General features: G+C 71.3%; 23 protein-coding genes. 8 read left to right on the top strand and 15 right to left on the bottom strand.

Annotated elements, in window-relative coordinates:
• Positions 1-153 precede the first annotated feature (153 nt).
• Positions 154-1,449, top strand: a complete 1,296-nt coding sequence (locus tag ACK1X7_RS21515) for a serine hydrolase domain-containing protein (RefSeq protein ID WP_385143466.1) — start codon at positions 154-156, stop codon at positions 1,447-1,449.
• A gap of 165 nt (positions 1,450-1,614) precedes the next feature.
• On the opposite strand, the gene ACK1X7_RS21520 is transcribed toward ACK1X7_RS21515, so the two are convergent.
• Both ACK1X7_RS21520 and ACK1X7_RS21525 read right to left on the bottom strand, forming a co-directional pair.
• On the bottom strand, positions 1,615-1,830 hold the full coding sequence (locus ACK1X7_RS21520; RefSeq protein WP_385143468.1) for a DUF397 domain-containing protein: 216 nt from the start codon (positions 1,828-1,830) through the stop codon (positions 1,615-1,617).
• Positions 1,827-2,657, bottom strand: a complete 831-nt coding sequence (locus tag ACK1X7_RS21525) for a helix-turn-helix domain-containing protein (protein ID WP_385143470.1) — start codon at positions 2,655-2,657, stop codon at positions 1,827-1,829. Before ACK1X7_RS21525 ends, ACK1X7_RS21520 begins: the two co-directional genes overlap by 4 nt.
• A gap of 208 nt (positions 2,658-2,865) precedes the next feature.
• On the opposite strand from ACK1X7_RS21525, the gene ACK1X7_RS21530 reads away from it, so the two are divergent.
• From ACK1X7_RS21530 to ACK1X7_RS21540, 3 genes are read left to right on the top strand one after another with little or no spacing between them, the layout of a single operon-like run.
• Complete coding sequence (locus ACK1X7_RS21530) at positions 2,866-3,222, top strand: hypothetical protein (protein ID WP_390792168.1); 357 nt, start codon at positions 2,866-2,868, stop codon at positions 3,220-3,222.
• The gene (locus ACK1X7_RS21535; RefSeq protein WP_361497172.1) at positions 3,219-3,536 is read left to right on the top strand and encodes a hypothetical protein; all 318 of its coding nucleotides are present in this window, start codon (positions 3,219-3,221) and stop codon (positions 3,534-3,536) included. Before ACK1X7_RS21530 ends, ACK1X7_RS21535 begins: the two co-directional genes overlap by 4 nt.
• Complete coding sequence (locus ACK1X7_RS21540; RefSeq protein WP_413115529.1) at positions 3,533-3,751, top strand: hypothetical protein; 219 nt, start codon at positions 3,533-3,535, stop codon at positions 3,749-3,751. The genes ACK1X7_RS21535 and ACK1X7_RS21540 overlap by 4 nt, the downstream gene beginning before the upstream one ends.
• 49 nt (positions 3,752-3,800) lie before the next feature.
• Here the strand turns inward: ACK1X7_RS21540 and ACK1X7_RS21545 are convergent, their stop codons facing one another.
• From ACK1X7_RS21545 to ACK1X7_RS21565, 5 genes are all read right to left on the bottom strand, one after another.
• On the bottom strand, positions 3,801-4,571 hold the full coding sequence (locus ACK1X7_RS21545; RefSeq protein WP_361497178.1) for an energy-coupling factor ABC transporter ATP-binding protein: 771 nt from the start codon (positions 4,569-4,571) through the stop codon (positions 3,801-3,803).
• Positions 4,568-5,332, bottom strand: a complete 765-nt coding sequence (gene cbiQ, locus ACK1X7_RS21550; protein ID WP_390792170.1) for a cobalt ECF transporter T component CbiQ — start codon at positions 5,330-5,332, stop codon at positions 4,568-4,570. The genes ACK1X7_RS21545 and cbiQ overlap by 4 nt, the downstream gene beginning before the upstream one ends.
• Positions 5,333-5,334: 2 nt before the next feature.
• Complete coding sequence (locus ACK1X7_RS21555; RefSeq protein ID WP_385143476.1) at positions 5,335-6,471, bottom strand: energy-coupling factor ABC transporter permease; 1,137 nt, start codon at positions 6,469-6,471, stop codon at positions 5,335-5,337.
• 226 nt (positions 6,472-6,697) lie between these two features.
• Positions 6,698-8,944 carry an MMPL family transporter gene (locus tag ACK1X7_RS21560; protein WP_390792171.1) on the bottom strand — a complete coding sequence of 749 codons (2,247 nt, stop codon included), beginning with the start codon at positions 8,942-8,944 and terminating at the stop codon, positions 6,698-6,700.
• Between the two features lie 132 nt (positions 8,945-9,076).
• A complete protein-coding gene (locus ACK1X7_RS21565; protein WP_385143480.1) occupies positions 9,077-9,694 on the bottom strand; it encodes a TetR/AcrR family transcriptional regulator in 618 nt (205 codons plus the stop codon).
• Positions 9,695-9,835: 141 nt separating this feature from the next.
• Here ACK1X7_RS21565 and ACK1X7_RS21570 point away from each other — a divergent pair, with 141 nt between their 5' ends.
• Positions 9,836-13,198, top strand: coding sequence for a S41 family peptidase (locus tag ACK1X7_RS21570; protein ID WP_413115530.1), 3,363 nt, complete (start codon positions 9,836-9,838; stop codon positions 13,196-13,198).
• Positions 13,199-13,410: 212 nt separating this feature from the next.
• Here ACK1X7_RS21570 and ACK1X7_RS21575 read toward each other — a convergent pair whose 3' ends face one another.
• From ACK1X7_RS21575 to ACK1X7_RS21590, 4 genes are all read right to left on the bottom strand, one after another.
• Entirely contained in the window at positions 13,411-13,710 is a 300-nt protein-coding gene (locus ACK1X7_RS21575) for a hypothetical protein (protein ID WP_385143484.1), read from the bottom strand.
• A gap of 119 nt (positions 13,711-13,829) precedes the next feature.
• On the bottom strand, positions 13,830-14,729 hold the full coding sequence (locus ACK1X7_RS21580; RefSeq protein ID WP_385143486.1) for an SDR family oxidoreductase: 900 nt from the start codon (positions 14,727-14,729) through the stop codon (positions 13,830-13,832).
• Positions 14,726-15,679: an alpha/beta fold hydrolase gene (locus ACK1X7_RS21585; RefSeq protein WP_385143488.1), complete on the bottom strand. Its 954-nt coding sequence runs from the start codon at positions 15,677-15,679 to the stop codon at positions 14,726-14,728. Before ACK1X7_RS21585 ends, ACK1X7_RS21580 begins: the two co-directional genes overlap by 4 nt.
• A complete protein-coding gene (locus ACK1X7_RS21590) occupies positions 15,676-17,205 on the bottom strand; it encodes a flavin-containing monooxygenase (RefSeq protein ID WP_390792211.1) in 1,530 nt (509 codons plus the stop codon). The genes ACK1X7_RS21585 and ACK1X7_RS21590 overlap by 4 nt, the downstream gene beginning before the upstream one ends.
• 188 nt (positions 17,206-17,393) lie before the next feature.
• On the opposite strand from ACK1X7_RS21590, the gene ACK1X7_RS21595 reads away from it, so the two are divergent.
• Complete coding sequence (locus ACK1X7_RS21595) at positions 17,394-18,095, top strand: MerR family transcriptional regulator (RefSeq protein ID WP_385143518.1); 702 nt, start codon at positions 17,394-17,396, stop codon at positions 18,093-18,095.
• Between the two features lie 28 nt (positions 18,096-18,123).
• Here ACK1X7_RS21595 and ACK1X7_RS21600 read toward each other — a convergent pair whose 3' ends face one another.
• Positions 18,124-18,927 carry an exodeoxyribonuclease III gene (locus ACK1X7_RS21600; protein ID WP_390792212.1) on the bottom strand — a complete coding sequence of 268 codons (804 nt, stop codon included), beginning with the start codon at positions 18,925-18,927 and terminating at the stop codon, positions 18,124-18,126.
• A gap of 63 nt (positions 18,928-18,990) precedes the next feature.
• On the opposite strand from ACK1X7_RS21600, the gene ACK1X7_RS21605 reads away from it, so the two are divergent.
• The gene (locus tag ACK1X7_RS21605; RefSeq protein WP_385143492.1) at positions 18,991-19,545 is read left to right on the top strand and encodes a GNAT family N-acetyltransferase; all 555 of its coding nucleotides are present in this window, start codon (positions 18,991-18,993) and stop codon (positions 19,543-19,545) included.
• 61 nt (positions 19,546-19,606) lie between these two features.
• Here ACK1X7_RS21605 and ACK1X7_RS21610 read toward each other — a convergent pair whose 3' ends face one another.
• Entirely contained in the window at positions 19,607-20,773 is a 1,167-nt protein-coding gene (locus ACK1X7_RS21610) for a trypsin-like serine peptidase (RefSeq protein WP_385143494.1), read from the bottom strand.
• 324 nt (positions 20,774-21,097) lie between these two features.
• Between ACK1X7_RS21610 and ACK1X7_RS21615 the strand changes: the two genes are divergently transcribed.
• Entirely contained in the window at positions 21,098-21,598 is a 501-nt protein-coding gene (locus ACK1X7_RS21615) for a Dps family protein (RefSeq protein WP_390792173.1), read from the top strand.
• An 18-nt stretch (positions 21,599-21,616) separates the two neighbouring features.
• Here ACK1X7_RS21615 and ACK1X7_RS21620 read toward each other — a convergent pair whose 3' ends face one another.
• Complete coding sequence (locus ACK1X7_RS21620) at positions 21,617-24,739, bottom strand: NACHT domain-containing protein (protein WP_390792174.1); 3,123 nt, start codon at positions 24,737-24,739, stop codon at positions 21,617-21,619.
• Positions 24,720-25,103 carry a hypothetical protein gene (locus tag ACK1X7_RS21625; protein ID WP_390792175.1) on the bottom strand — a complete coding sequence of 128 codons (384 nt, stop codon included), beginning with the start codon at positions 25,101-25,103 and terminating at the stop codon, positions 24,720-24,722. The genes ACK1X7_RS21620 and ACK1X7_RS21625 overlap by 20 nt, the downstream gene beginning before the upstream one ends.
• Positions 25,104-25,231: the final 128 nt, after the last annotated feature.

Raw genomic sequence — 25,231 nt, forward strand, 5'->3', positions numbered from 1 at the left:
CCTTCTCGTCGGCTCTCGGACCGCCGCTGCCCCACGGTGACGTGTCCGCCGGTGATCCTGCCCGCCCCCGGCATGATCCTCACCCGAAGGACGTTGCACCATAAGAAGAAACACAGCACACACGCGCGGGTCGGCATGGCGGGAGTCGGATCAGTGGTGGACGTCCAGGGCACGGTGGCCGACGGTTTCGAACCGGTCCGGGACGCCTTCGCGGCGAACTTCGCCCGGCACGGCGAGCGCGGTGCGGCCATGGTGCTCTACCGGGAGGGCGAGAAGGTCGTCGATCTGTGGGGCGGCACGAAGACCCCCGACACGAAGACCCCGGACACGAACGCCCCCGACACGAGGGCCCCCGACACGAGGGCCCCCGACGACGACGGCGAGGGCGGCCCCGGGCCTTCCGGCGGCGGTCCCGAGCCCTGGACCCAGGACACCGCCCAGGTCGTCCGGTCGGTCACCAAGGGCGTCGCCGCCGCCGTGCCGCTGCTGCTGCATCAGCGCGGCCAACTGGATCTGGACGGCCGGGTCAGCACCTACTGGCCGGAGTTCAAGGAAGCCGGCAAGGAGCGGGTGCTGGTGCGGCATCTGCTCGCGCACCGCACCGGCGTGCCCGTGCTCGACACCCCGCTGACCCCCGCCGAGGCCGTCGACGGCATATCCGGGCCGCGGGCCGTCGCCGCCCAGCGCCCCGTATGGGAGCCCGGTACGGCCCACGGCTATCACGCCCAGACGTATAGCTGGCTGGTGGGCGAGCTGGTGCGCCGGGTCACCGGGCGGACCATCGGGCGCTGGATCGCCGAGGAGATCGCCCGCCCGCTGGGACTCGACCTGTGGCTCGGGCTGCCCGAGGCACAGCGGGGCCGGGTCGGCCGGATCGCGGCGGTGGAGGCCCTGGCCGCGCCCGCCGCCCATGGGCCCCGGCTGCGCCCCAAGCGGTCGGTCGCCGAGGCGTATCGGGACCCCGAGTCACTGACCCGGCGGGCGTTCGCGGCGATCACCCCGGTGCCGGACGAGAACGACCCCGGCTATCTCGCCGCCGAGCTGCCCGCCTCGAGCGGGGTGGCCACCGCCGAGGCGCTGGCCCGCTTCTACGCGGCGCTGATCGGCCCGCTGCCCTCGGCCCGTACGGCCCGCTCGGGAGGCAGGCTGTTCGCCCCGGCGACGCTGACGATGGCCCGTACGGAGGAGTCCGCGGGGCCGGACCGGGTCCTGGTCGTCGGCACCCGGTACGGCCTCGGCTACATGCTGCACGGCCCGGCCTGCCCGCTGCTGGGGCCGGGCTCCTTCGGCCACCCGGGGCGCGGTGGCTCGCTCGCCTTCGCCGACCCGGAGGCGCGCATCGGCTTTGCCTACGTCACCAACGGTATGCGGCGCGGTGTCACGGCGGATCCGCGTGCGCAGGCTCTGGTGCGCGCGGTGCGGACCAGCCTGGCGGCGCTGGAGGCGTAACGGCCCGAGGGGCCGCAGGTGCGGCGGGGCGCCGCGACAGAGGTGGCGTTACCGCGCGCCCCGGACCCGTTGCGGCCCCATGCGGTACGAAGCCGTACCGGGGCAGCGCGACGTCCCCTGCCGAGCGGTCAGGGGACGCAGAAGCTGATGACTCGTCAGCGTTTTTCAGGCGCCGTGGAACTCTCCACCCCTGACAGCCGATATGAACGATGCCCAGGACGACGGGGGGAAGACCAACGCCGGACCGCTGGGGTTCTTGCTGTCGCGAACGGGGACAGCGTCGACAAGCCCAGCACCAACCTCAACACAGTTGCCACCGTTGCTGCTGCTATAGCTGGACTTCCGCCATGCCACATGGCGTATGTCATTCGCCTTGATCATGGGCTCAATTCCTCCAAGCAAGTGCCGATCACTTCGGCCGACGCTTCGGGCGATAGCGCATAACTTCTCAGCAGATCATATGCGTGTGCCGCAGCGTCTACCTCTGCCGCATCCAACACGGTACGACCCTCGCTGAACGAATCCACGTAGAGCACATCCGGGCCTTGCCCGAATGACAGGATTGTGAAGGGGCCCTCCAATCCAGGATGAGCCCCGACTGCCTGTGGTACTACCTGAATGACAGTGCGAGGCTCCTGACCAGCCTTGAGCAAACGCTCTAGCTGACACCCCATCACTTCAGCTCCGCCAATGTTCCGGTGGAGCGCTTGCTCATCCAGCACGAACCACGCACGGGGTGGGCTGTCGCGCACCCAGAGACTTTGCCGCGCCATGCGGGCCGTCACCAAGTCATCAAGACTGTCCGGTCGGCCGGTGCGAAACAGCGCCCGCGCATACTCCGGCGTCTGTAGCAAGCCAGGGACAATCTGGCTCTCAAAGGTCCGGATGATTGTAGCGTCCCGCTCGAAATCAACGTATCTACGGAACCACGGCGGGAACGCGTGCCTAAGCACCAACGGCCACAAACGCACGAATCGGCCGTTTGCATGCGGAAACACGCGGTCGCACGCTTCCGCGAATTCCAGCGCCGGGACCCGCTTGCCAGCCTCGATCTTGGCAACGAGCGAGTACCCGCAGTGCGCCTCCCTCCCAAGGTCCTCCCGGGACATCCCCACCCGTTCACGCTCCAGCCGCACTTCTGCCCCGAAGTGGGCCAACGGCGAAACGGTGGGGTCCGCAGGATCTGCGTGCTCACTTTCGACGCTCAAACAGCTCTCCCCTCACGTTGGACAGTTGAACTTGTCCAGCTTCAGTGCCTGTTGACGGTAAGCACAGATTGCCACCCTTGCACTACAAAGAGTCAACGGGTCACGCCGCCAAAAGCAGGCAAGGCGAAGAGACCTGCCACATGCAAGACCCCCGCGACGTTGCTGGACGTCCGGGGGCGTGGCCACCAGCTTTCGAGGAGCTGATCGCATGCACGACCCTATCCGGTGCGCACTCGTATGGGTGAGGGCAGTTCTGGCCTTACGGCCGCCCGGCCGTCACCGTGCCGTCCCGAAGTTCCCCGCGTCGCATCCGACGCCTTCCCGGCCCGTGGCGGGGGCCGTGGTCGTCCCGGCCGGTGGGCCCGGACCGGTGCCCCCGCGCCCTTGCCCCGACTCGCCGCCCCTGGAACTGCACACCGTTCCCCGCCTGCCACGGGGCAGCGAGCTGCCCGCTCTGGTGCGTCCCTACGCGGTGGACGATGAGCGGCGGCAGCGACAGCGGTCGAAGAGCGTCCCCCGGGTGGAGTTGATCTGTGCTCCGCACGGGATGGTGGTGATCCGGTGACCGCCACCGGCCATGCCGCGCCCGCCCCGGCCCCCGGCTGCGTCCTGTGCGCCGCCCCCGGCACCTTCGGGCCCCGTAACCCCGCCGAGCCGCGTTCGGGCCTGTGCCCCGCGTGTATCGCGGCCGGGAAGCCCACCCGCGACGGCCTCGAACAGGCCGTCGTGATCGTGGCCGGACAGACCCTCGCGGGGGCGGAAGCCCTCGACCTGGCCACCGCCCCGCCGGAGGAACTGTCCTACCACCTGGGCGCGGTGAAGCGCAGCCTGCGCAGCGTGCTCCAGCTCCTGGCCCCGGTCGAGAGGGAGGGCCGGTGAACGCCCACAAGGCCCGGAGCGGGGGCGAGGGGCCGAGGATGACGATGCGTGTCTACACGATGGCGCGCGACGGGATGGTGACCGCGCGGCGCGCGTTGGTGGCCGTGCCGGTCGGGGAGGACGTCAACCTCTACGCGCTGGGGCAGGCGTGGCCGCCCTGCCAGTGTCCCCGCCACCGGGAGGAGAACGCCGCCCACCGCTTCCGGCGTACCTGAGACGGCCGTCTGCACGCCGCGTCCGCGCGCGGGTGGGCGGACCGCCCCGTCACCTCACCGGCGCCGTCACCGAGCGGGGGTCGAAGCCGAAGGGGAGCTCCAGCCGGTGCTCGCGCATCAGCTCCTCGTCGCACAGCAGCTCCTGCGTCCCGCCGTCCGCCGCGATCACCCCGCCGCTGAGCACCACCGAGCGCGGGCACAGCTCCAGCGCGTACGGCAGATCGTGGGTGACCATCAGCACGGTCACCTCCAGGGACCGCAGGATGTCGGCGAGTTCGCGGCGCGAGGCCGGGTCGAGGTTGGACGAGGGCTCGTCCAGGACCAGGATCTCCGGCTCCATGGCCAGCACGGTCGCCACGGCCACCCGCCGCCGCTGCCCGAAGGAGAGGTGATGGGGCGGCCGGTCGGCGAACTCCGCCATCCCGACCCGCTCCAGGGCGTGGCGCACCCGCTCCTCCAGCTCCGGGCCGCGCAGCCCGGCCGCGGCCGGGCCGAAGGCCACGTCCTCGCGCACGGTCGGCATGAAGAGCTGGTCGTCCGGGTCCTGGAAGACGATGCCCACCCGGCGGCGGATCTCGGCCAGATGCGCCTTGGCCACGGGCAGCCCCGCGACCGTGACGGTCCCGGCGCCCGCCGTAAGGATGCCGTTGAGGTGCAGTACGAGCGTGGTCTTGCCCGCGCCGTTGGGGCCGAGCAGCGCGACCCGCTCACCGCGGGCCACGGTCAGATCGACACCGAAGAGGGCCTGATGGCCGTCGGGGTACGCATAGGCCAGACCGGCCACCTGGAGGGACGGCGGGGTGGTGGCGGGGTCGGTCATGGGAGCATCCATCCGGTCAGGCAGACCGCGAGCGCGGTCAGCGGGAGGGCGGCGGCGCGCGTCCACTGGGCACGGGACGCCGTCACATCGTCGATCACCGGCATGGTGCCCGTATAGCCCCGGCTGACCATCGCCAGGTGGACCCGTTCGCCCCGTTCGTAGGAGCGGATGAACAGGGCCCCGGCCGAGGAGGCGAGCACCCCCCAGTGGCGCACCCCACGCGCCTCGAACCCGCGTGACTGGCGGGCGATCCGCATCCGGCGCATCTCATCGGAGATGACGTCCCCGTACCGGATCATGAACGAGGCGATCTGCACCAGCAGCGAGGGCATCCGCAGCCGCTGGAGCCCCAGCAGCAGGGCGCGCAGCTCGGTCGTGGAGGCCAGGAGGACGGAGGCGGCGACGCCGAGGGTGCCCTTGGCGAGGATGTTCCAGGCGCTCCACAGCCCGGACTCGCTGAGCGACATCCCCAGCACCGCCACCCGCGGGCCCTCCGCGATGAACGGCATCAGCACGGCGAAGGCCACGAACGGGATCTCGATCAGCAGCCGCCGCAGCAGGTACCCGGCCGGTATCCGGGCCGCCGTCGCCACTCCGGCCAACAGCAGCGCGTACGCCCCGAAGGCCCAGACGGCCTCGCGGGGCGTGGAGACGACGACCAGGACGAAACAGAAGACTGCCGCGATCTTGCAGTGCGGGGGGAGGGCGTGGACGGGCGACCGGCCCTCCCGGTAGAGCTTGTGCGCATGTCCCGCGCCCACCGTCAGCCCCGCTCGCTCTCGGCAGTCGCCCGGCGCCGCCGTACGACGATGAAGACCCCGGAGCCGACGGCGAGGGTGGCCCCCACGCCGATCACCCCGGCGAGCCCGCCGGAGAGCCGGGCGTCGGAGATGTCCTTGACGCCGTAGTCGGCGAGCGGGGAGTCCTTGGCTGCGTGGTCCTCCTCCTTCGCGTCGATCCCCTTGTCATGGGCGACCTTCTCCAGCCCGTCGGGGCTGGCGGAGGCGTAGAAGCTCACGACCCCGGCGCACAGCAGCGCGGCCGCGAGCCCGGCCAGCCATACGCGCCGCGTCGACCGCTGCGGCAGGGCGGCGGGCTCACGGGTCGCGGCGGGCTCGGGGGTCTCGTGAGTCTCGGAGGCGGGGGTCTGGGAGGCCGCCGTCGCGGGTTCGGCCGCGGGCGCCCCGGCCCGGGCCACCGCTCCCGGCGCGGCCGGGGCCAGCGGGCTGTCGCGGATCTCCAGCGGACGCGCGGTCACGCCCCGCGCCCCGTAGACCAGATCCGGCCGTACGGCCACGACGGCACCGACGGTCAGCGCGGTGATCGCCGCCTCGCCGATGCCGATCAGCACATGCACCCCGACCATCGCCGCGAAGACCTTGCCGATCGCCACATCGGCCGTGCCGCCGAGCGCGTAGATCGCCGTGAACGCCACCGCCGCGGCCGGTACGGAGACCAGCGCCGCCACGAAGGACGCGACGGTGACCGTACGGCGGCGATGCGGGGCCAGCTTCACGATCGTGCGGAAGATCGCGTACGCCACGACCGTGGTGACCAGGGCCATGTCCGTGATGTTGACGCCGAGCGCCGTAAGGCCGCCGTCCGCGAACAGGACGCCCTGCATCAGCAGCACCACAGAGACGCACAACACCCCCGTATACGGCCCCACGAGTATCGCGGCCAGCGCCCCGCCCAGCAGATGCCCGCTGGTCCCGGCGGCGACGGGGAAGTTGAGCATCTGCACGGCGAAGATGAACGCCGCCACCAGCCCGGCCAGCGGCGCGGTCCGCTCGTCGAGCTCCCGCCGGGCACCGCGCAAACTGACCGCGACGGCCCCGGCGGCGACCACACCGGTCACCGCCGACACCGGCGCGTCGATGAATCCATCGGGCACATGCATGGCGGGACTCCGCTCCTGAGCTGCTGCTATCGGCCCGATGGTAGCCCGTACCTGCAAGTCGTTCGCAAGAGCGCGGTCATCGCGGAATCAGGCGGGATCGCCCAGGATCACACGCCGACGGCGGCCTTCCGGGATCGGAAGGCCGCCGTCGGGCCGAACGTAACCTCGGCGTCAGACGCGGGTCAGCCGCGGGTCGGACGCGGGTCAACCGCGGGTCGGACGCAGATCAGACGCGCGTCAGCTCGGCGTCCGGGTCGGAGTCGTGCTGCTGGGCCGCGGGGGTCGGCTCGAGCTGCTTGCGCAGGCCCTCGCCCTCCACGTCCACATTGGGCAGCGCCCGGTCCAGCCAGCGCGGGAGCCACCAGGCCGACTTGCCGAGCAGTGCCAGGACCGCCGGGACGATGGCCATCCGGACCACGAAGGCGTCGAAGAGGACGGCGGTGGCGAGGCCGAAGCCGATCATCTTGATCATCGACTCGGACGAGCCGATGAACCCGGCGAAGACGCTGATCATGATGACCGCTGCCGCGGTGACCACCCGGGCGCCGTGCCGGAAGCCGGTGACGACGGCCTGGCCGGGGCGCTCGCCGTGGACGTACGCCTCCCGCATCCGGGTGACCAGGAAGACCTCGTAGTCCATCGCCAGACCGAACACCACACCGATCATGAAGATCGGCATCATGCTCATGATCGGGCCGGTCTCCTCGACGCCGAACAGATCCGCCAGCCAGCCCCACTGGAAGACCGCGACCACCGCGCCGAGCGCCGCGACGACGGAGAGCAGGAAGCCGAGCGCCGCCTTGAGCGGCACCAGAACGGACCGGAAGACGACCATCAGCAGCAGGAAGGCCAGCCCGACGACGAGCACCAGATAGGGCACCAGCGCGTCGTTGAGCTTCTGCGAGATGTCGATGTTCATCCCGGTCTGGCCGGTCACCAGCACCTCGGCGCCGGTGTCGGCCTTGAAGCCGCTCGCCTCGTCCCGGATGTCACCGACCAGGTTCTCGGTGTCGATGCTGCTCGGCTTGTACTTGGAGATGACGGTGAGCGTCGCGGTGTCACCGGCCTTGTTGAACGCGGCCGGGCTGACCCCGGCCACCCCGTCCAGGCCGGTGATGGTCTTACGGATCTTCTCGGCCGCGCCCTTGGCGTCATCGCTGCCCTTGGCGTCGACGACCACCATCAGCGGACCGTTGTATCCGGGGCCGAAGCCATCGGAGATCGCGTCGTACGCCTGGCGCTTCTGGCTGCTGACCGGCTGCGAGCCGTCGTCCGGCAGACCGAGCTCCAGGCTCATGGCGGGCACGGCGGCCGCACCGAGGCCGAGCACGGCCACCAGGAGCACCATCAGCGGGCGGCGCAGCACGAAACGCGCCCAGCGGGTGCCCATATTGGGCTTCTCCTCGGCGGCGGAGGCCTCCGGACCCGCCGCGAGGCGCTCCTCCAGCCGCCGGCGCGCCTTGCGCCCGAAGACCCGCTTGCCCGCGAAGCCCAGCACCGCCGGGATGAGGCTGATCGCGATGAGGACGGCGATGACGACCGTACCGGCCGCGGCGAAGCCCATCTTGGTCAGCATCGGGATGTTGACGACGGCCAGGCCGACCAGCGCGATGACCACCGTAAGGCCGGCGAAGACGACCGCGGAGCCCGCGGTGCCCACGGCACGTCCGGCGGCTTCCTCCCGGTCCCGCCCCTCGGCCAGCTCCGCTCGGTAACGGGAGACGATGAACAGCGCGTAGTCGATGCCGACCGCGAGGCCGATCATCATCGCCAGTGTCGAGGTGGTGCTGGACAGCCCCAGCGTGGTGGCGAGCGCGGTGATCGACGAGATGCCGATGCCGACGCCGATGAGCGCGGTCAGCAGTGGCAGTCCGGCGGCGACCAGCGAGCCGAAGGTGATGGCGAGGACGACCGCGGAGATCGCGATGCCGATGATCTCGGTCGATCCGGTCTCCGGCATCTCCTGGAGCGCGTCACCGCCGATCTGCACCGTCAGGCCCGACTTCTCGGCCTTCTCGCCCGCCTCCTTCAGACCGTCCTTGGCGGGGTCCTTCAGCTCCAGGGCGTTGACCTTGTAGCTGGTCAGGATGTACGCCGTGGAGCCGTCCTTGCTGACGGCCTGGGCCTGGTAGGGGTCGGCGACCGAGGCGATCTGCGGCGAGCTGGCCTTGAGGTCGGCGACGGTCTTGGTGACCACCGCCTTGTTCTCCGGGTCGGTCATCTTCTCGCCGCTCGGGGCGCGGAAGACCACACGGGCGGTGGCGCCGTCCGCGTTACCTCCGGGGAACCGCTGTTCCAGCAGGTCGAATGCCTTCTGGGCCTCGGTGCCCGGGATGGAGAAGCTGTCGTTGGCGGGCGGTGAGGCGGTGGCGGCGCCGACGCCCGCGACCGCGAGCAGCGCCACCCATATCAGGACGACGAAGCCGCGTCGCCGAAAGGCGAACCGGCCGAGTTTATAAAGGAAGGTGGCCACGAGAAGAGGTGCTCCCGTCGGTTGGATGGCACTGGGCAGGGATGGATAACCGAGCCGGCGACGAGAGCGGCGCGCCGGTCGGGGCCTTATGTGGTTGTGCGGAGGGGAGGGGAGGGGGAAGTGAGAGAAGGGCTACGCGGCGCCGAGCGCGGGGAGGATCACGGCGTCGATGTACTCCAGGAGATACGTCTGGTCCGGCTGCTGACCGTCGACGAGCGGCCGGGCGATGAACGCGCCGCACACCATGTGCACGACGAAGTTCAAGGCGGGCCGGTCCGGGGCGATTTCGCCGCGGTCGACGGCGCGCCTCAGCAGCGCGTTGAGCGCGTCGATCTCGGGATAGATCAACAGCTCTCGCAGGGCCTCATGAAGGTCCGGGTTGTCGTGGCTTGCGTGAGCGAGTCCCCTCATCAGCGCGGCGTCCCGCTCCCGGGCGCTCTCCGAGCACCGCACGATCTCCCGCAGATCCCCGCGGAGCGTTCCGGTGTCGACACCCTTGAGCAGAACGGGCTTGGTGTGCCGCAGCGCGGTCGCGACCAGTTGCGGCTTGCCGTTCCACTGGCGGTACAGCGTGGCCTTGCTGGAGTGCGTACGGGTCGCGACGGCGTCCATCGTCAGGCCGTCGTACCCGACCTCGCCGAGCAGCTCCACCACCGCCTCGTACAACTCCCGTTCGCGCTCGGGGGAGAGTCGGCTGCGACGCACCCGGGCAGTGTCCCGGTCCTCCGTTGCCTGGTCCATGGCCGGCATGGCGTGTCGCCTCCCTCCGAAATTCCGAACGAAACGGTTTCGTACTCCTCCAGCATAAGCGCGCCACTATCGAAACAGCACCGTTTCGCTCGTGGTCTAGGTCACAGAACCGAGTTGCTCCAAATGGCGTAGCTCGAAAACATGGGTGGGGTGGAGCCTTACGGAAGCGACGACGACCTGGCGTATCTGCGATTTCCGCATCTGCACGGCGACTTGCTGTGCTTCGCGGCCGAGGACGATCTGTGGGTCGCCCCGCTGACCGCCCCCGACGGACCCCCCGGCCGGGCCTGGCGGCTGACCGTGGACCGCACACGCGTCGGACCTGCCCGCTTCTCCCCCGACGGCTCCCAGATCGCGTTCACCACCTGGCGCAGCCTGGACCCCGAGATCTATCTCGTCCCCGCGGCCGGCGGCCCCGCCCGCCGGCTGACCTACTGGGGCAGTACGGACGCCCAGGTCTGCGGCTGGACCCCGCCGGACCAGAACGGCGTCGCCCAGATCCTCGCGGTCTCCTCCCATGAGCAGCCGTTCTCCCACTTCTCCTGGGCCTACACGCTGCCCACCGACGGCAGCCCCGGCGGTCGGCTGCCCTGGGGGCCGGTGGCCGATATCGCGATGGCCGACCTCGACGGCGAGCGCCGCACCCTGCTGCTCACCGGCAAGCCGCCGCATGAGCCCGCCACCTGGAAGCGGTACCGGGGCGGTGCGACGGGGCGGCTGTGGCTGCACGGCACCCGGCTCGCGGCGGAGCTGAACGGCCATCTGGACGCGGCGATGTTCGTCGGCGGCCGGATCGCCTTCCTCTCCGACCACGAGGGCATCGGCAATCTCTACTCCTGTCTGCCGGACGGCACCGATCTGCGCCGCCACACCGACCACGCCGACTTCTACGCGCGCCACGCCTCCACCGACGGCTCCCGCGTGGTCTACCAGTGCGCGGGCGAGCTGTGGCTGGTGGACGACCTGGGCCCGGACGGCGTGCCGCGCAAGCTGGACGTACGGCTGGGCGGGGCGCGGACCGGGCGGCGGCCCTACCAGGTGCCCGCCGCCTCGCATATCGACTCGCTGTCGGTGGACACCACGGGCCGGGCCAGCGCGGTGTGCGTCCGCGGCAGCCTGTACTGGCTCACCCACCGCGACGGCCCCGCCCGCACCCTCGCCGACAGCCCGGGCGTCCGGGTGCGGCTGCCCGTGATGCTGGGCTCCACCGGCCGGGTCGCCTACCTCACCGACGCGGAGGGCGAGGACGCCATCGAGATCGCGCAACTGCCCCGGGCCAGCGACCCCGGCGAGCCGCGCCGACTGGCCGCCGGGCTGCTGGGGCGGGTGCATGAGCTGGAGTCCTCGCCCGACGGCGACCTGCTCGCGGTCGCCGCGGGCGACGGGCGGCTGCTGCTGGTGGACACCTCCACCGACGGGGACGGCGAGGTCACCGAGCTGATCCGGTCGGACAACGGCCCGGTGGGCGACCTGGCCTTCTCCCCCGACTCGGCCTGGCTGGCCTGGTCCCACCCCGGGATAGGCCGCACCCTGCGCTCGATCAAGATCGCGCGGCTGGCCGACCGGACCATAGTGGACGTGACCAACGGGCGGTTCGAGGACGAGGAACCGGTCTTCACCAGCGACGGCCGCTATCTCGCCTTCCTCTCCTGGCGCGGCTTCGACCCGGTCTACGACGTGCACACCGGCGACCTCTCCTTCCCGCTGGGCTGCCGCCCCTATCTCGTACCGCTGTCCTCCGCCACCCCCTCGCCCTTCGCGCTCTCCCCCGAGGGGCGCCCGGCGGCGGGCGGGCTGGACCCGGACGACAGCGGGGACGACGGCGACGGCACGGTGACGGTCGAGGTGGCGGGGCTGGCCAGCCGGGTCACCGGCTTCCCGGTGCCCGCGTCCAAGTACTCCTCGCTGCACCCGGTCAGCGGCGGCGGACTGGTGTGGCTGCGCTGGCCGATCTCGGGCGTGCTCGGCGAGACGTTCGCCAACCCGGCCGAGACCTCCAGCCGCCCCACCCTGGAACACTTCGATCTGGCGAAGGCCAAGCGCACCGAACTCACCAGTGAGCTTGACTGGTTCGCGGTCAGCGGCGACGGCACCCGGCTGGTGGCCTACGACGACGGCGATCTGCGCGCCATGCCCGCCACCGAGACCGGCGACAGCGACTCCACGGTCCACCTCGACATGCGGCGGATCCAGCACACCGTCGATCCGGCGGCCGAATGGCGGCAGGCGTACGACGAGGCCGGGCGCATCACCCGGCACTACTTCTGGGACCCGGGGATGTGCGGCGTCGACTGGGACGGGGTGCTCGACCAGTACCGTCCGCTGGTCGAACGGGTCGCCTCGCCCGACGAGTTCGCCGATCTGCTCCGCGAGACCCTCGGCGAGCTGGGCACCTCGCACGCCTATGTCGCCGCCGCGCGCCGCAACGAGGGCCCGCCCCACTACCAGCGCCCCATCGGACTGCTCGGCGCCAACCTCACCCGCACCAAGGACGGCCGGTGGGCGGTGGCCCGCATCCTGCCCGGTGAGTCCTCCGACTCCCGGGCCCGCTCGCCGCTGGCCGGTCTGGGCATCCGGGACGGCGCCGTCCTCACCCATGTCGACGGGCGCCCGGTGGACCCGGTGGCGGGTCCGTTCCCGCTGCTGACGGCGGCGGGCGGCACGACGGTGGAGCTGACCTTCGAGCCGCCGGACGGCGAGGGGCCGGCGCGCCGGGTCGCGGTCTCCCCGCTGATCGACGACCGGCCGCTGCGCTACCAGGACTGGGTGGCCCAGCGCCGGGCCGTGGTGCGGGAGTTGAGCGGCGGACGGTGCGGCTATCTCCATATCCCCGACATGGGCGGCTCCGGGTGGGCGCAGTTCAATCGCGACCTGCGCCGCGAGATGTCGCTGCCCGCGCTGATCGTGGACGTCCGGGGCAACGCGGGCGGCAATATCAGCGAGCTGGTGGTGGAGAAGCTCACCCGCAAGGTCATGGGCTGGGACCTCACCCGCAACGCCGAGCCCGTGTCGTACTCCAGCAACGCGCCGCGCGGGCCGATCGTCGCGGTCGCCGACGAGGCGACCTCCTCCGACGGCGACATGATCACCGCGGCCTTCAGGATCCAGGGCATCGGGCCGGTGGTGGGGCTGCGCACCTGGGGCGGGGTGGTCGGGATGACCGGCCGTCACCGCCTGGGCGACGGCACCTCGATCACGGTGCCGATGAACGCCGCGTGGTTCGACGCCTACGGCTGGGGCGTGGAGAACCACGGTGTGGAGCCGGACATCGAGGCGCCGCGCTCCCCCGTGGACTGGGCGGAGGGCCGCGCTCCGCAGCTCGGGGTCGCCGTCCGTACGGCGCTCGATCTGCTGGAGCGGCATCCGGCCGCGACCCCGCCGGACCACTCGGACGTCCCCGATCTGCGCCGTCCCCAACTGCCGCCGCGCGGCGGAAGCAAGGCGTCGCGCAAGGGAAGCAAGTCCTCGCGCAAGGGAAGTAAGCCGCCCCGCAAAGGGAAGTGAGCGCGGCCACCGGGAGGCCGGGGCGAGGCAGGAACGGCGCCGGGCGCGGGCACGCGCAGGGCACAGGCAGGCGCAGGGCACAGGCAGGCGCAGGGCGCAGGCAGGCGCAGGGCACAGGCAGGCGCAGGGCGCAGGCAGGCGCAGGGCGCAGGCAGGCGCAGGGCGCATTCCCATGGTCGCCCATGGGAATGCGCCCCTCCCGCCCTGGCGCGTCACATCTCTTCGAAGGGCTCCTGGTCCATCGTCTCGTCGCCCATGCCCGGCTGGCGGCGCTCACGGCTCATCCGCTGGGACTGCCCGCGGGCCTCCGGCCGGTCCTGCTGGCCACGGCGCTGCTCCTGCCCCGGCTCCCGGCGGGAGCGCTCCTCCATACGCTCACCGGGCTGCATGCGGTCACCGGACTGCATGCGCTCACCAGGCTGCTGGCCGCGCCGCGGCTCCTGGCTCCGCCCGCCCTGCGGCTTCCGCTTGGCCTGCTGACCCTTGTCGTTCGGCTGGTCCTTGGGGCCCATGTGTCACTCCTCATCGGGTGAATGGCGTCGGGCCCGACAAGAGTTACATGTGCCGACTTTCTCCGCATTCCGGATCGGAGGACTCGAAGAAAGCGCAGGTCAGCACGGTTGACGGAGCGTTACTGGTAACGCTCCGTGCGCGCCTTCTCGTCCGCCGCGCCGCCCTCGCCCAGCAGCCGACCGCCCCGCCCCTCCCGGGTCTCCGCCAGCCGTGGTTCGGCGCGGCGCATCTCGCGCCGCCCCACCGCGTTGATGAACACGGGCAGATAGCCGCGCACCGACTGCATACCGCGCAGCCACCACTGCGCGTACACATGCGCCGACCGGCGCTCGATGCCTGCCACCAGCCGGTCCACCGAAGGGCCCAGCGGATAGGTGCGGCCCGCGGGCCAGGGCAGCCGCTGCCGCAGCTCGCGCATCACCGCGTCCTGGTCGGCGCCGCGCACCATATCGGTGTCCGTCCAGCTCAGATAGCCCACGCCGACCCGCACCCCACGGTGGCCCAGCTCGGCCCGCAGACTGTGGGCGAACGCCTCCACCCCGGACTTGGACGCGCAGTACGCCGTCATCATGGGCGCGGGCGCGAGCGCGGCGAGCGAGGCGATCTGAAGCAGATAGCCACGGCTCGCGATCAACGCGGGCAGGAAGGCGCGGGCCGTGGTGACGCTGCCCAGCAGATTGACCTCGATCACCCGCCGCCAGGCCGTCTCGTCGGAGTCGAGGAACGGACCGGCCTGGGCCACACCCGCGTTGGCACACACGATGTCCACCGCGCCGAACCGCTCCACGACCTCCCCCGCCACCCGCGCCATCGCCTCGGCGTCGGTGACATCGGCATGCCAGTGGGCGGAGTCGGTCGGCAGCCGCTCGGAGACCCGCTTCAGCTCCTCGGGCTCCAGGCCCACCAGCGCGACCTTCGCACCGCGGGCGGAGAGCTTGCGCGCGAGCAGCTCGCCGACGCCCCGCGCCGCGCCCGTCACCACCGCGACCTGGCCCTCAAGGCTCCTGCGCGCACTCATGTCGTCTGCTCCTTCGCTTCGGCTGTTGCTGTGGGGCGGGATGACGTCCCGTACTCCTCGACCAGGCCGCGGATCACTCCGGTGACCGCCTCGGGGTCCTCCACCGGGGTCATATGGCCGAGCCCCGGGAGCTCGATGAGGCCGGTGCAGTGCGGCAGCGCGGCGGCCAGGGCATCGGCGTGCTCGGGCGGGGTGAGCCGGTCGGCGGTGCCGACGATGACGGCCGTGGGCATGGTCAGTCCGCCGATGCGCGCGTCCAGTTCGAGGTCGAGCAGGACGCGGCCCCATCCGGCGCGTACGGCGCGGGGGCAGGCGTGCAGGATCCGCGCGCACATGTCCACCGCTGCCGGGTCGGCGCCGGGGCCCATCGTGGCGTAGCGCACCAGCCGCTTGGCGAGCGGGGTGACCGGGCCCAGGGGGGCGCGTGAGCCGAGGAGCACGCGGTGCACCCGCGCCCGGGCCCGCGGGGAGCGCAGCGGCACCACCAGCGACCGGTCCACCAGCCGTGAGGCGCCCGTGCTGCACAGCACCGCGGCGGCCGCGCGCTCGCGCAGCGCGGGGCGGTCGGCCGCGGCCATCAGCGTCATCCCGCCCATGGAGTGGCCCGCGAGCACGGCCCGCCGACCGGGCGGAAGGGTGGCTTCCAGCACCGCCACCAGGTCGTCGGCCAGGGCGTGGGTGCTGTAGCCGCCGGGCCCCGGGGCCGGGCTGCGGCCATGGCCGCGCTGGTCGTAGACGATCACCCGGTGGTCGGCCGCGAGGGCGCGCACCACCGGCGCCCAGAAGACCGTGGAGCACACCCAGCCGTGTGCGAGCAGAACCGCAGGCGCGTCCTCGGGACCGTGCAGCTCCGTGTGGAGCCGGCTCCCGTCGGCCGAGACGGCGGTCAGCTCGCGCTCCGGGACGGGCGGGGCGTACGGCCCGACGGGCGGGGCAGGAAGCCGCCTCACCGCGATCCCCTCCCCGCACCGGCCGTGGACACCGTGGCCTTGACGGGCCCGGTGTGCGGCCGCAGCACCGTGTACTCGGCGAGGTCCACGCGCCGGGTGACCTTCCGCAACTCGCTGGTGGTCCCGGGCCACAGGGTGGTGTTGCGGCCGTTGTCGAGGTACCAGCTATCGCAACCGCCGGTGTTCCACACCGTGCGCCGCATCCGTTCCTGGATCATGTCCGTGTAGGCGCGCACCGCGGACGGCCGGGCGTCCAGCGCGACCTTGCCGCCCAGGGTGTCCAACTGGCGCAGAAAGTCGGCCATATAGGCGAGCTGCGCCTCTATGACGAGGATCATCGAGCTGTTCCCGAGGCCGGTGTTGGGCCCGATGATGGTCAGGAAGTTGGGGAAGCCCGCCGGGCTGGTGCCGCGCAGTGCCTCCATCCCGCCCTTCCACTCCTCCGCGAGCGTCGTCCCGCGCGCCCCGGTCACCCGCTGCGCTATGGGGACGTCGGTCACATGGAAGCCGGTGCCGAAGATGATCGCGTCGGCCTCGGTCTCGGAGCCGTCGGCACCGACGAGAGTGGCGCCGCGCACCTCCTTCAGCCCGGCCGGGACCACGTCCACATGCGGCTGGGCGAGCGCCGGATAGTAGTCGTTGGAGAGCAGGATGCGCTTGCAGCCGATGCGGTAGTCCGGGGTCAGCGCCGCGCGCCGCGCCGGGTCCTTGACGGCCCGTCGCATATGCGCACCGGCCAGCCGCTCGACGAACCGCATCTCGCCCGGCCGCTTGGTGAACGCGCCCACCTGAAGCTCCCGGATGCCCCACAGCACCCCGCGGCGCAGCGCCCGGGTGGCCGGGATCCTCGTGTGCAGCCATCGCTCCAGGCCGCTGATCCGGCGGTCCATCCGCGGCAGCACCCAGGGCGGGGTGCGCTGGAAGAGGGTGAGCCGGCCGACCTCGCGCTGGATGGCGGGGACGATCTGTATGGCCGAGGCGCCGGTGCCGATCATCGCCACGCGCTTGCCGCGCAGCTCGGCGGTGTGGTCCCAGCGCGCGGAGTGGAAGACGGCGCCGGGGAAGCCGTCGAGCCCGGGAATGTCCGGGATCCGGGGGTCGGCGAGCGGGCCGGTGGCACTGACCACGACATCGGCGGTCAGCGAGCCCCGCACCGTCTCCACCTCCCAGTGCACCGCCGCGGAGTCCCAGCGCAGGGACCGCACTTCGGCGCCGAAGCGCAAGTGCGGCCGCAGCCCGAAGGTGTCGGCGACCCGCTCCAGATACGCGCGGATATGCGGCTGGCCGGAGAAGTTCCGGGGCCAGTCGGGGTTGGGCGCGAAGGAGAACGAATACAGATGGGACGGGACATCGCAGGCGCACCCCGGATAGGTGTTGTCCCGCCAGGCCCCGCCGACCGCCTCCGCCCGCTCCAGGACCACGAAGTCCGTGATGCCCGCGCGGCGCAGCCGCACCGCCGCTCCCAGACCGCCGAATCCGGCTCCGATCACCGCCACCCGCACATGCTCATGCGTCAGCCCAGCCATGCCGCCGCCTCCCACGAACGCGAATACGACCGTGCCAGCAATCACTGGCACGATGGGAGCGTAGGGCAGGGATCTACCCAGCGGTAGGGGCTGTGGACAACGAAGTTACCGACGGTCGCACCGAACCGGCCGCGGCATAGGCTTCAGTTGTGGCGACGAGCGAAGCGGACGAGGTACGCGAGTACCGCATGCCGGAACTGGCCGAGAAGGCCGGGATCACCGTGCGCACCCTGCGCTTCTACCGGGAGCGCAAGCTGATCCCGCCACCGCGCCGCGACGGCCGGATCGCCTGGTACAACGACCACCATCTGGCCCGGCTGCGGACCATCGCGGGACTGCTGGAGCGCGGCCATACTCTCGGCGGGATCGCCGAGTTGATCGCCGCCTTCGAAAGCGGTCGCCGGGACGTCGGCGAGCTGCTCGGACTGCCCGGCGCGGTCGCCTCCTTGCCCTCGGAGACCCCGGTCCGGCTCACCCCCGAGGCGCTCGCGGACTACTTCCATGGCGAGGTCACCGCGGAGAACCTCACCACCTCGCTCGACCTCGGCTATCTGGCCGTCGACGGCGACGAGATCGTCCACCTCAGCCGTCGCCTGCTGGACGTCTCACACACCCTGGTCGAACAGGGCGTCCCACTGGCCGCGGTGCTCGCCGCGGGGCGCGAGGTGCGTGAGCATGTGGACGCGATCGCCGAGACCTTCGTCACACTGCTGCGCACCTATGCGACGGCGGACGCCCTGGAGCGCGGCGAGGACGTCGGCGAGACCGTGGAGCGGCTGCGGCCACTGGCCACGAGCGTGGTGGACGCCGAGCTGACGATGGCCATGAACCGCCGGCTGCGGGCGGAGCTGGGCGAGACGCCACCCGGCGGCCACTTGGGGAATCAGTGAGCCGACGGGACGAGTGCCCCCGCGAAGGTCAGTGAGCCGGGCCGTAGGCCACCGTCACCGGGGCGTGGTCGCTCCACCGCTGGTCGTAGGCGGGCGCCCGCTCCACAACCGCCTTGACCGCGCGCCCGGCGAGCCCCGGGGTCACGATCTGGTAGTCGATGCGCCAGCCCGCGTCGTTGTCGAAGGCCCGGCCGCGGTAGGACCACCATGAGTACGGACCGGCGACGTCCGGATGCAGGGCGCGCACCACGTCCACGTACCCCGCCTCCTCGAAGACGCTGGTCAGCCAGGCGCGTTCCGCCGGCAGAAACCCGGACTTCTTCTGGTTGGCCTTCCAGTTCTTGAGGTCGGCCTCCTGGTGGGCGATGTTCCAGTCGCCGGCCACCAGCGCCTCGCGCCCGCCGGCCGCCGCCCGTTCGCGCAGCTCCTTCAGATACGGAAGGAACTCCGCCATGAAGCGCTCCTTCTCGTCCTGGCGGTCCGTGCCGACCTCGCCCGAGGGGAGATACAGGCTGCCGACGGTCACGCCGGGCAGATCGACCTCCACATAGCGGCCGCTGCCGTCGAACTCGGTCGACCCGAAGCCGACCCGGACGCCCTCCAGCTCGCGCCGGGCGTACACCGACACCCCGGCCCGGCCCTTGGCCGCCGCGGGGGCGTGCACCACATGCCAGCCGTCGGGTTCGCGGACCGCCTCCGGCAGCTCCTTGGGTTCGGCGCGTACCTCCTGGAGGCACACCACATCGGCCGCGGTAGCGTCCAGCCAAGGACCGAAGCCCTTCTTGGCGGCGGCGCGCAGCCCGTTTACATTCACGGTCGTCACGGTGAGCACCTCCGGCACGATACGCGACAAAAACCACGCGCCCATCCACTGCATAGAAGTACGATTCGACGCATGAATATTCAACCAATCCGCTACGACCACCCCGACGCCCTCAAACTCGACGAGGAAGTGCAGGCGGAGTACGCCGTGCGCTACGGCGAGGGCGATCTGACGCCCATGGACGCGGCCCATTTCGACCCGCCGCACGGCCTCTACCTCATGGCCTACGACCCGGACGGCACCCCGGTCGCCACCGGCGGCTGGCGCAGCCAGGAGCGCAACGACGAGGGCTACGAGGACGGGGACGCCGAGATCAAGCGGATGTTCGTGGTCCGCGCGGCGCGCGGGCGCGGGCTGGCCCGGCGGATCCTCGCGGCGCTGGAGGACAGCGCGCGGGAGGCGGGGCGGCGGCGGATGGTCCTGGAGACCGGCACCGAGCAGCCCGAGGCCATAGAGCTGTACACCTCGTCCGGTTACGCACCGGTGCCGAAGTTCGGGCTCTACCGCTTCGAGGAGAGCAGCCGCTGCTACGCCAAGCTTCTTACGGACGCGCCCATAGAGCCCTCCGTCAGCCCGTCCATAGGCCCGTCCACAGAGCCGTCCGCGAAGCCATCCGCAAGGCCATGACGAGGGGCCCGCTCCGGATCCGGAGCGGGCCCCTTACGTCTGCCGTGCGGCTACCGGCCGGTCAGCCCTGACCGGCGTACTTCTTGCTGATGGCCTCGAACACGCCCTTCGCCTCGGCCCCCAGATGCGGACCGGCGAGCCAGGTGTGTCCGTAAGAGCCGATCGAACTGTTGGACACCAGCACCGTCTTGCCGCCGTTGTTGACGAACCAGCCGCCGCCCGAGGTGCCACCGGTCATCGAGCAGCCGATCCGGTACATCGTCGGCGAGGTGGCCGAGAACGACAGCCGGCCCGGCCTGCTGGTGCAGTTGAACATCTTCGCCCCGTCGTAGGGCGGTGCCTGCGGATAGCCGTACGCGCCGATCGAGCTGACCCGGTCCGCCGACGGGGCCCCGAACCACACCGGCACCGAGGCCCCGACCGTCTCCTGTAGCGACTTGCCACCGCCGCCCTCGGGCTTCACATGCAGCACCGCGAAGTCGTACGCCGACCCCACCCCGCCGGTCTTACCGCCGTTCGCGATCCACTCGGACGAGGTCTGCGACCAGTCCGCCCACCAGACGCCGTAGGGGCTGACCTCGTTCTGGGCCGCCGTCCGGGTCTGCTCGGCCCCCAGTCCGTTGTCGTTGTACGAGGGCACGAAGACGATGTTGCGCATCCAGCCGCCCTGCTTGCCGGAGTGCACACAGTGGCCCGCGGTCCACACCAGGTTGGACTTCCCCGGATGCGCCGGGTCGTCGACGACCGTGCCGGAGCACACCATCGGCCCCTCGGGGCTGTCGAAGAACACCTTCCCGACCGGCGCCATGTTCTGGTGGTACGGCCGCGAGACCTGCTTGGCCGGCACGGCGGGCGGCTCGGGATCGGTGGCCGCCTGGTCCTGGCCGGCGCTCTGCGTAGAGACGGTGGTCGACGAGTCCTTCGCCTTGGCCATCCGGGACGGCTGCCAGAAGTTCTTGATCATCGGATTGGCGAATTCCGATGCCCTGCGGGCCCACTTGTCCCAGTCCTTCCAGCCGCCCTCCTTCCACTTCTTCAGGTCGTCCAGACTCGTCGGGACGCCTTCCGGCAGCTTGATCCCGTCCTTGGCCTGCTGCCCGGCGGGCGCGGCCGAGGAGTCCGACGTGGAAGCCGCCTCGTCGTCACCGGGCCCGCAGGCGGAAGCGGAGACCACCAGCAGCGCGGTCATGGCCGCGGCCGCCACGGTGGAACGGCGTATGAGTGGCATGGAGCCTTATCCCCCTGTTGTGGTGCAGTTGTTGTGCTGTGCTGTGTCGCGTCTGCCCTACGGCGCTTTCACGCCAAGAAGCCACTGGACAGGGCATCTACTATGCCCGCGCCCCTGGCCTGCGCCATCACCTGTCCCCCGGCCCGCACCAAACACGAACGCGGTGAGCACGATTCCATGACATCGGCGATACCGGGTGTCCACCCGACTGGATCAGGCGCGGTGGCGGCGGAGAGAGACCTCCATAGGCTGGATCGCATAGGAAGTCGGGCCTTCTGTTTCCAGGGGTCTGCTGCGCCGTGACGCTTTCGAAGGAGACATGCCATGCCCGCTTCTCCTCAGGGTTCCCGACGCGCGGAGACCGACGCCGCCGGATCCACGGCCTCGCCGCAGTTCGCCCAGGCGTTGCAGCAGATCGTGGTGGACCTCGTCGAACTGCACCTCCAGGGAAAGCAGGCCCACTGGAACCTGGTCGGCCACAACTTCCGGGACCTGCATCTGCAACTGGATCAGATCGTGGACGACGCCCGGGAGTCGGCCGACACCATCGCCGAGCGCATGCGCGCTCTCGCCACCGTGCCGGACGGCCGCTCCGACACCGTCGCGGCGACCACCACACTCCCCGCGTTCCCGGCGGGCGAGGTGAATGTGAGCACCGTGGTCGACCTCGTCACCACGCGCCTGCGCACCACCGTCGACACCCTGCGCACCCACCACGACCAGATCGACAACGAGGACCCCTCCACGGCCGACCTGCTGCACGCGATCACCGACTGCCTGGAGAAGCACGCCTGGATGGTCAGCGCCGAAAACCGATCCGTCTGATCCCACTCCCCACGGCCCCTAGAGCGTGGGCGTCCGTGGAGCGGACGCGGTTGTGAGACCCGCCTTGCGCAGCGCGGCGCCGGCCAGGGCCTTGGCCACCATGGTGACTCGTGCCTGGTCGGCGTGCTCCTCCGTATAGCGGACGGTGAGCAGTGCGTTGTCCTCGCGCACGACCACCACGGCCGCGGGAAACGGCCGGTCGGCGTTGCCGACGCGGTGTGGTCCGGTGTGCAGGCGTGCCTCATCACCAAACCCTTCGAGGCGTCGCGACGTACCTCCGTCGAGATCGAAGTGGATCGGGGTCCACGAACTGGCCTTGAACTGTGCTGACGCGGCACGCACCGCGCTCTGGTCGTAAAAAGGCTCGACGATCTTCGTACCGACCTCGATGCGTACCGTTCGCGCCTTGGGTGCGTGTTCGTCGACGACGCAGCTCGGCTCCCACTGAAAGGGCGTGTACGTCGGCGGCTTCGGTGCGTAGGTGCGCGCGTCGTCGGTGAGTGCGGCGATGTGCCGGTCATCGAGGAGGCCGCACGCGGTGGGCAGTGAGCGTATGGGTCCGGGGACGGGCTCGGCTTGTGCGGCGCCGCGGACCGTCACGGCGTAGGTACCCATCAGAAGCGCGAGGGCGATCGCTCCGGACGTGAACTGCCGCCCCCGGCCGGGCCGTAGGGTGCCTGCCCGAGTGTCCATGGCCCCTGCTTGCGCCAGGCGGTCGCGCAGCCCGATGTGGCGGAAGCTGTACGCCCCTCCGGACTGGCGCAGCACCCCGCGCTGGTGCGCGTCTTTCAGGAACGTCATGAGTCTCAGGGGCAGGCGGCCCGTCGCGGCGAGGTACAGGCGGGCCACCTGAAACCGGCCCCATGCCGAGACGGCTGTCGTGTACAGCAGCCAGCAGACGAGCGCTCCCAGGGCGGCGAGGGCCCAGTCGACGGTCGTGATCACGCCCTGGGCTTCCGGGGTGACGGCGTACAGAGCCAGCATGACCAGCGGCAGCACGAGGGTGAGCGGGACCAGACGGTCGCGGGAGGACCAGGCCGCGTTCAGGATGACGATCGCGAAGGGGAGCCGAAAGTCGTCCAGGACATCGACGAGGAATCCCACCACGGCCTTGTCGGCACTGAGGCTGAAAGTGAGGCCCGCGGCGTCGGCCGCGAACCAGACTCCCAGCGAGGCCAGAGGCAGGGCGCAGAGGACGGTCAGAGCGGGTGGTCCCGCGGTGAAGAGCCAACCGAGGGTGCACACCGCGCGCCGGTCCGATCGCAGCAGTGCGCCCGGTGAGCCGGCCAGGGACGGGTCGGCAGCGGCGAGCAGCAGCCGGCGGCCGCACCATCGCACGGTCACCCAACTGATCGCCGTCATGGCCCACAGCCACAGCCCGGAGCGCGTGGACACGGTTGCCGCCCACCCCGCCGCAAGGCAGGCCGCGGCGAGCACCCCCAGGGTTCTGCCGCGCCACCCACTGACCGCCTCGCGCAGGCGGGTACCGGTGAGGCGGACGATCTGCTGCGGCGGACGGTGCTCCGCGTTTTCCGCCGAGACCGGCATATGGAGAAGGGCGAGTGCGCACACGATCGCGTACGCCTGCCACAGCGAGAGCCCGAGGAGGCCGGGCCAGCCCCACGCCCCGAGACCGAGCCGGGCCATGAGCGCGACGCTCAGCGCGAACGCCGGCACGAGGGCGAGGCCGCGGACTCGCCAGGGCACCTGCTCGTCGAGGCGCCACCAGGCCAGTTCTTCCAGGTTGTCGGCCTTCATCCGGGTAGCCAGAAAGCCCGCCCATGCGCGGGCCGTCTGTGGATCCCAGCCCGTTCGTTCCTCATGGGACGGGCTGTAGATGGCATCGAGATAGGCGTCGTAGAGGCGATGTTCGATGGCGGCGGTGTCGGCGAACGCACCCGGTACGAGCAGCTCGCGGGGGTCGGTGCCCTCCTCGCTGTACGCCTCGCGGGCCAGGTTCGCCATCAGCGGCACCCGCAGCACGTCCCGCAACCGGGCCTCGGGGGAGTCGGCGGCGGCGCCGTCCAACCGGGCGAGCACCTCGGACCAGCGCGACCGCGGCCGTCCGCCGGGATTCAGATACGCCGCCACCGCGTGGTCGGCCAGGGGGCACAGGGTGATCTCCGTGCGTGCGAACACGTTCTGTTCAGGAGCGTGTTCGCGGAATTCGCCCTGGCGGCTCGTCAGCACGAACGGCACGCCGCCCTTCGTGCCTTCCCTGAGCCGGCGCATGGCCTTTTTCCGCACATCGGCGGGGAGTTCGTCGAAGCCGTCCAGGATGGGCAGGACCCGTCGCGTCCGCAGGAGGGACAGGGCCACGGCAACCGGCGGGGCACCCGCCACGGGAGCGCAGGCGCGGGGATGGTCGACGGCCACTTGCCGTGCGATCCACCGGAACAGTCCCTCCCGAGGGTCCCAGGACGCGAGTGGGACGATGACCGGCACTGGTCCCTGCCCTTCGCGGGTCTGCCGCTCCTTCAGCAACTCGGTGGCAAGGCGCAGGGCCAGCACCGATTTTCCGGCGCCCGGGCCGCCCATGACGACGAGGCGGTGGGCGGGCGTCGCGTGGAAGCAGGCGGCGATCGAGCCGCCGCCGGGCACGCGGGCGTCCGCGTCTCCGTCCCGTTCCTCTTCCCGCCAGGTCACCTCGATGGGCTCCGGGTCGCGGATCAGCTCCCAGCGTTCGTCCCCGTCGTAACGGGCGGCCAGGTCCTCGGCGAGCTCGTCGACGGCGCCCGCGAGGTACGGGGCCGACAGCCACAGGCGCATGCGGCGGTCATGGACGCGGCGAAGAACCCTTTGGCCGCCGGCCAGAACGAGGATGCTCGCCAGGAGCAGCCAGCCCACTCTCACCGGGCCGGGATCGAACCCTTCCGGCAGCGGCAGGACCGGCCGGGCGAGAAGCAGGAACACGGCGAAGGCGGCGGCCGCGAGCCCGGCAGCCCAGCCGAACCAGGAGTCCGCACCGGACCGGCGGTACCGGCCGAACGAGCCACCCAGCTCCGCCGCCAGCTCGAGTCGGTCGACGTGGTAGATCTGGACCACGTTCCGCTGCCGCCCGCCCGACACCTCGAAGCGGGGTGCGTCGCTCGTCGGTTGCCGGGGCGCCGTGTCGCCGCTCTCAGTTGAGGGTGATGCCACCGTGCACGTTCTGAACCTGGACGACCGAGTGCTGGCTCCCGCCGCTGACCTCGAAGCTCGCGATCCCCGATGTGCGGTGCGCGCCCTCGCTCTCCTGCCGCCAGCGTGTGAGGGCGGCCGCGAAGACCGCGTCCTGCTCGGCCCGCCGCCGCAGGGCGGCGGCCAGCTCACGAGCCCGCTCGGCATCCTCCGGGCGCTGCTCCAGCAGCGTCAACACGTCCTCGAGCGAACGCTGTGGAGGCTCGCCCCCTGCCGTCCGGTCCCGCCTGACCAGGCCGCGCAACGACTGCCAGATCTGCTGCCCGGCGCTTCCCGCCGCCCCGCCGGCCAGTGCCATCAGCAGTTCCTCCGAGATCGGATCCACAGCTCCCCCTTCACGCGTGAACGACCCACCGCCACCACTGCCTTGCGGCAAGTGTCCTCCATCACTATGGAGAACACCTGCCGCCGTCCGGCGGTTCCGCGATCGGGTTCTCAACCGCCCTTCTTCGT

The sequence above is a fragment of the Streptomyces sp. CY-1 genome (assembly GCF_047218265.1).
Lineage (GTDB): Bacteria > Actinomycetota > Actinomycetes > Streptomycetales > Streptomycetaceae > Streptomyces > Streptomyces niphimycinicus.

Excerpts from the sequence above, each read along its gene's own strand:
- ACK1X7_RS21530 (WP_390792168.1), top strand. The coding sequence starts at position 2,866 with ATGCACGACCCTATCCGGTGCGCACTCGTATGGGTGAGGGCAGTTCTG.
- ACK1X7_RS21605 (WP_385143492.1), top strand. The coding sequence starts at position 18,991 with ATGAATATTCAACCAATCCGCTACGACCACCCCGACGCCCTCAAACTC.
- ACK1X7_RS21590 (WP_390792211.1), bottom strand. The coding sequence starts at position 17,205 with ATGGCTGGGCTGACGCATGAGCATGTGCGGGTGGCGGTGATCGGAGCC.
- ACK1X7_RS21610 (WP_385143494.1), bottom strand. The coding sequence starts at position 20,773 with ATGCCACTCATACGCCGTTCCACCGTGGCGGCCGCGGCCATGACCGCG.
- ACK1X7_RS21520 (WP_385143468.1), bottom strand. The coding sequence starts at position 1,830 with ATGATCAAGGCGAATGACATACGCCATGTGGCATGGCGGAAGTCCAGC.
- ACK1X7_RS21570 (WP_413115530.1), top strand. The coding sequence starts at position 9,836 with ATGGGTGGGGTGGAGCCTTACGGAAGCGACGACGACCTGGCGTATCTG.
- ACK1X7_RS21555 (WP_385143476.1), bottom strand. The coding sequence starts at position 6,471 with ATGCATGTGCCCGATGGATTCATCGACGCGCCGGTGTCGGCGGTGACC.
- ACK1X7_RS21580 (WP_385143486.1), bottom strand. The coding sequence starts at position 14,729 with ATGAGTGCGCGCAGGAGCCTTGAGGGCCAGGTCGCGGTGGTGACGGGC.
- ACK1X7_RS21565 (WP_385143480.1), bottom strand. The coding sequence starts at position 9,694 with ATGCCGGCCATGGACCAGGCAACGGAGGACCGGGACACTGCCCGGGTG.
- ACK1X7_RS21575 (WP_385143484.1), bottom strand. The coding sequence starts at position 13,710 with ATGGGCCCCAAGGACCAGCCGAACGACAAGGGTCAGCAGGCCAAGCGG.
- ACK1X7_RS21595 (WP_385143518.1), top strand. The coding sequence starts at position 17,394 with ATGCCGGAACTGGCCGAGAAGGCCGGGATCACCGTGCGCACCCTGCGC.
- ACK1X7_RS21615 (WP_390792173.1), top strand. The coding sequence starts at position 21,098 with ATGCCCGCTTCTCCTCAGGGTTCCCGACGCGCGGAGACCGACGCCGCC.
- ACK1X7_RS21545 (WP_361497178.1), bottom strand. The coding sequence starts at position 4,571 with ATGACCGACCCCGCCACCACCCCGCCGTCCCTCCAGGTGGCCGGTCTG.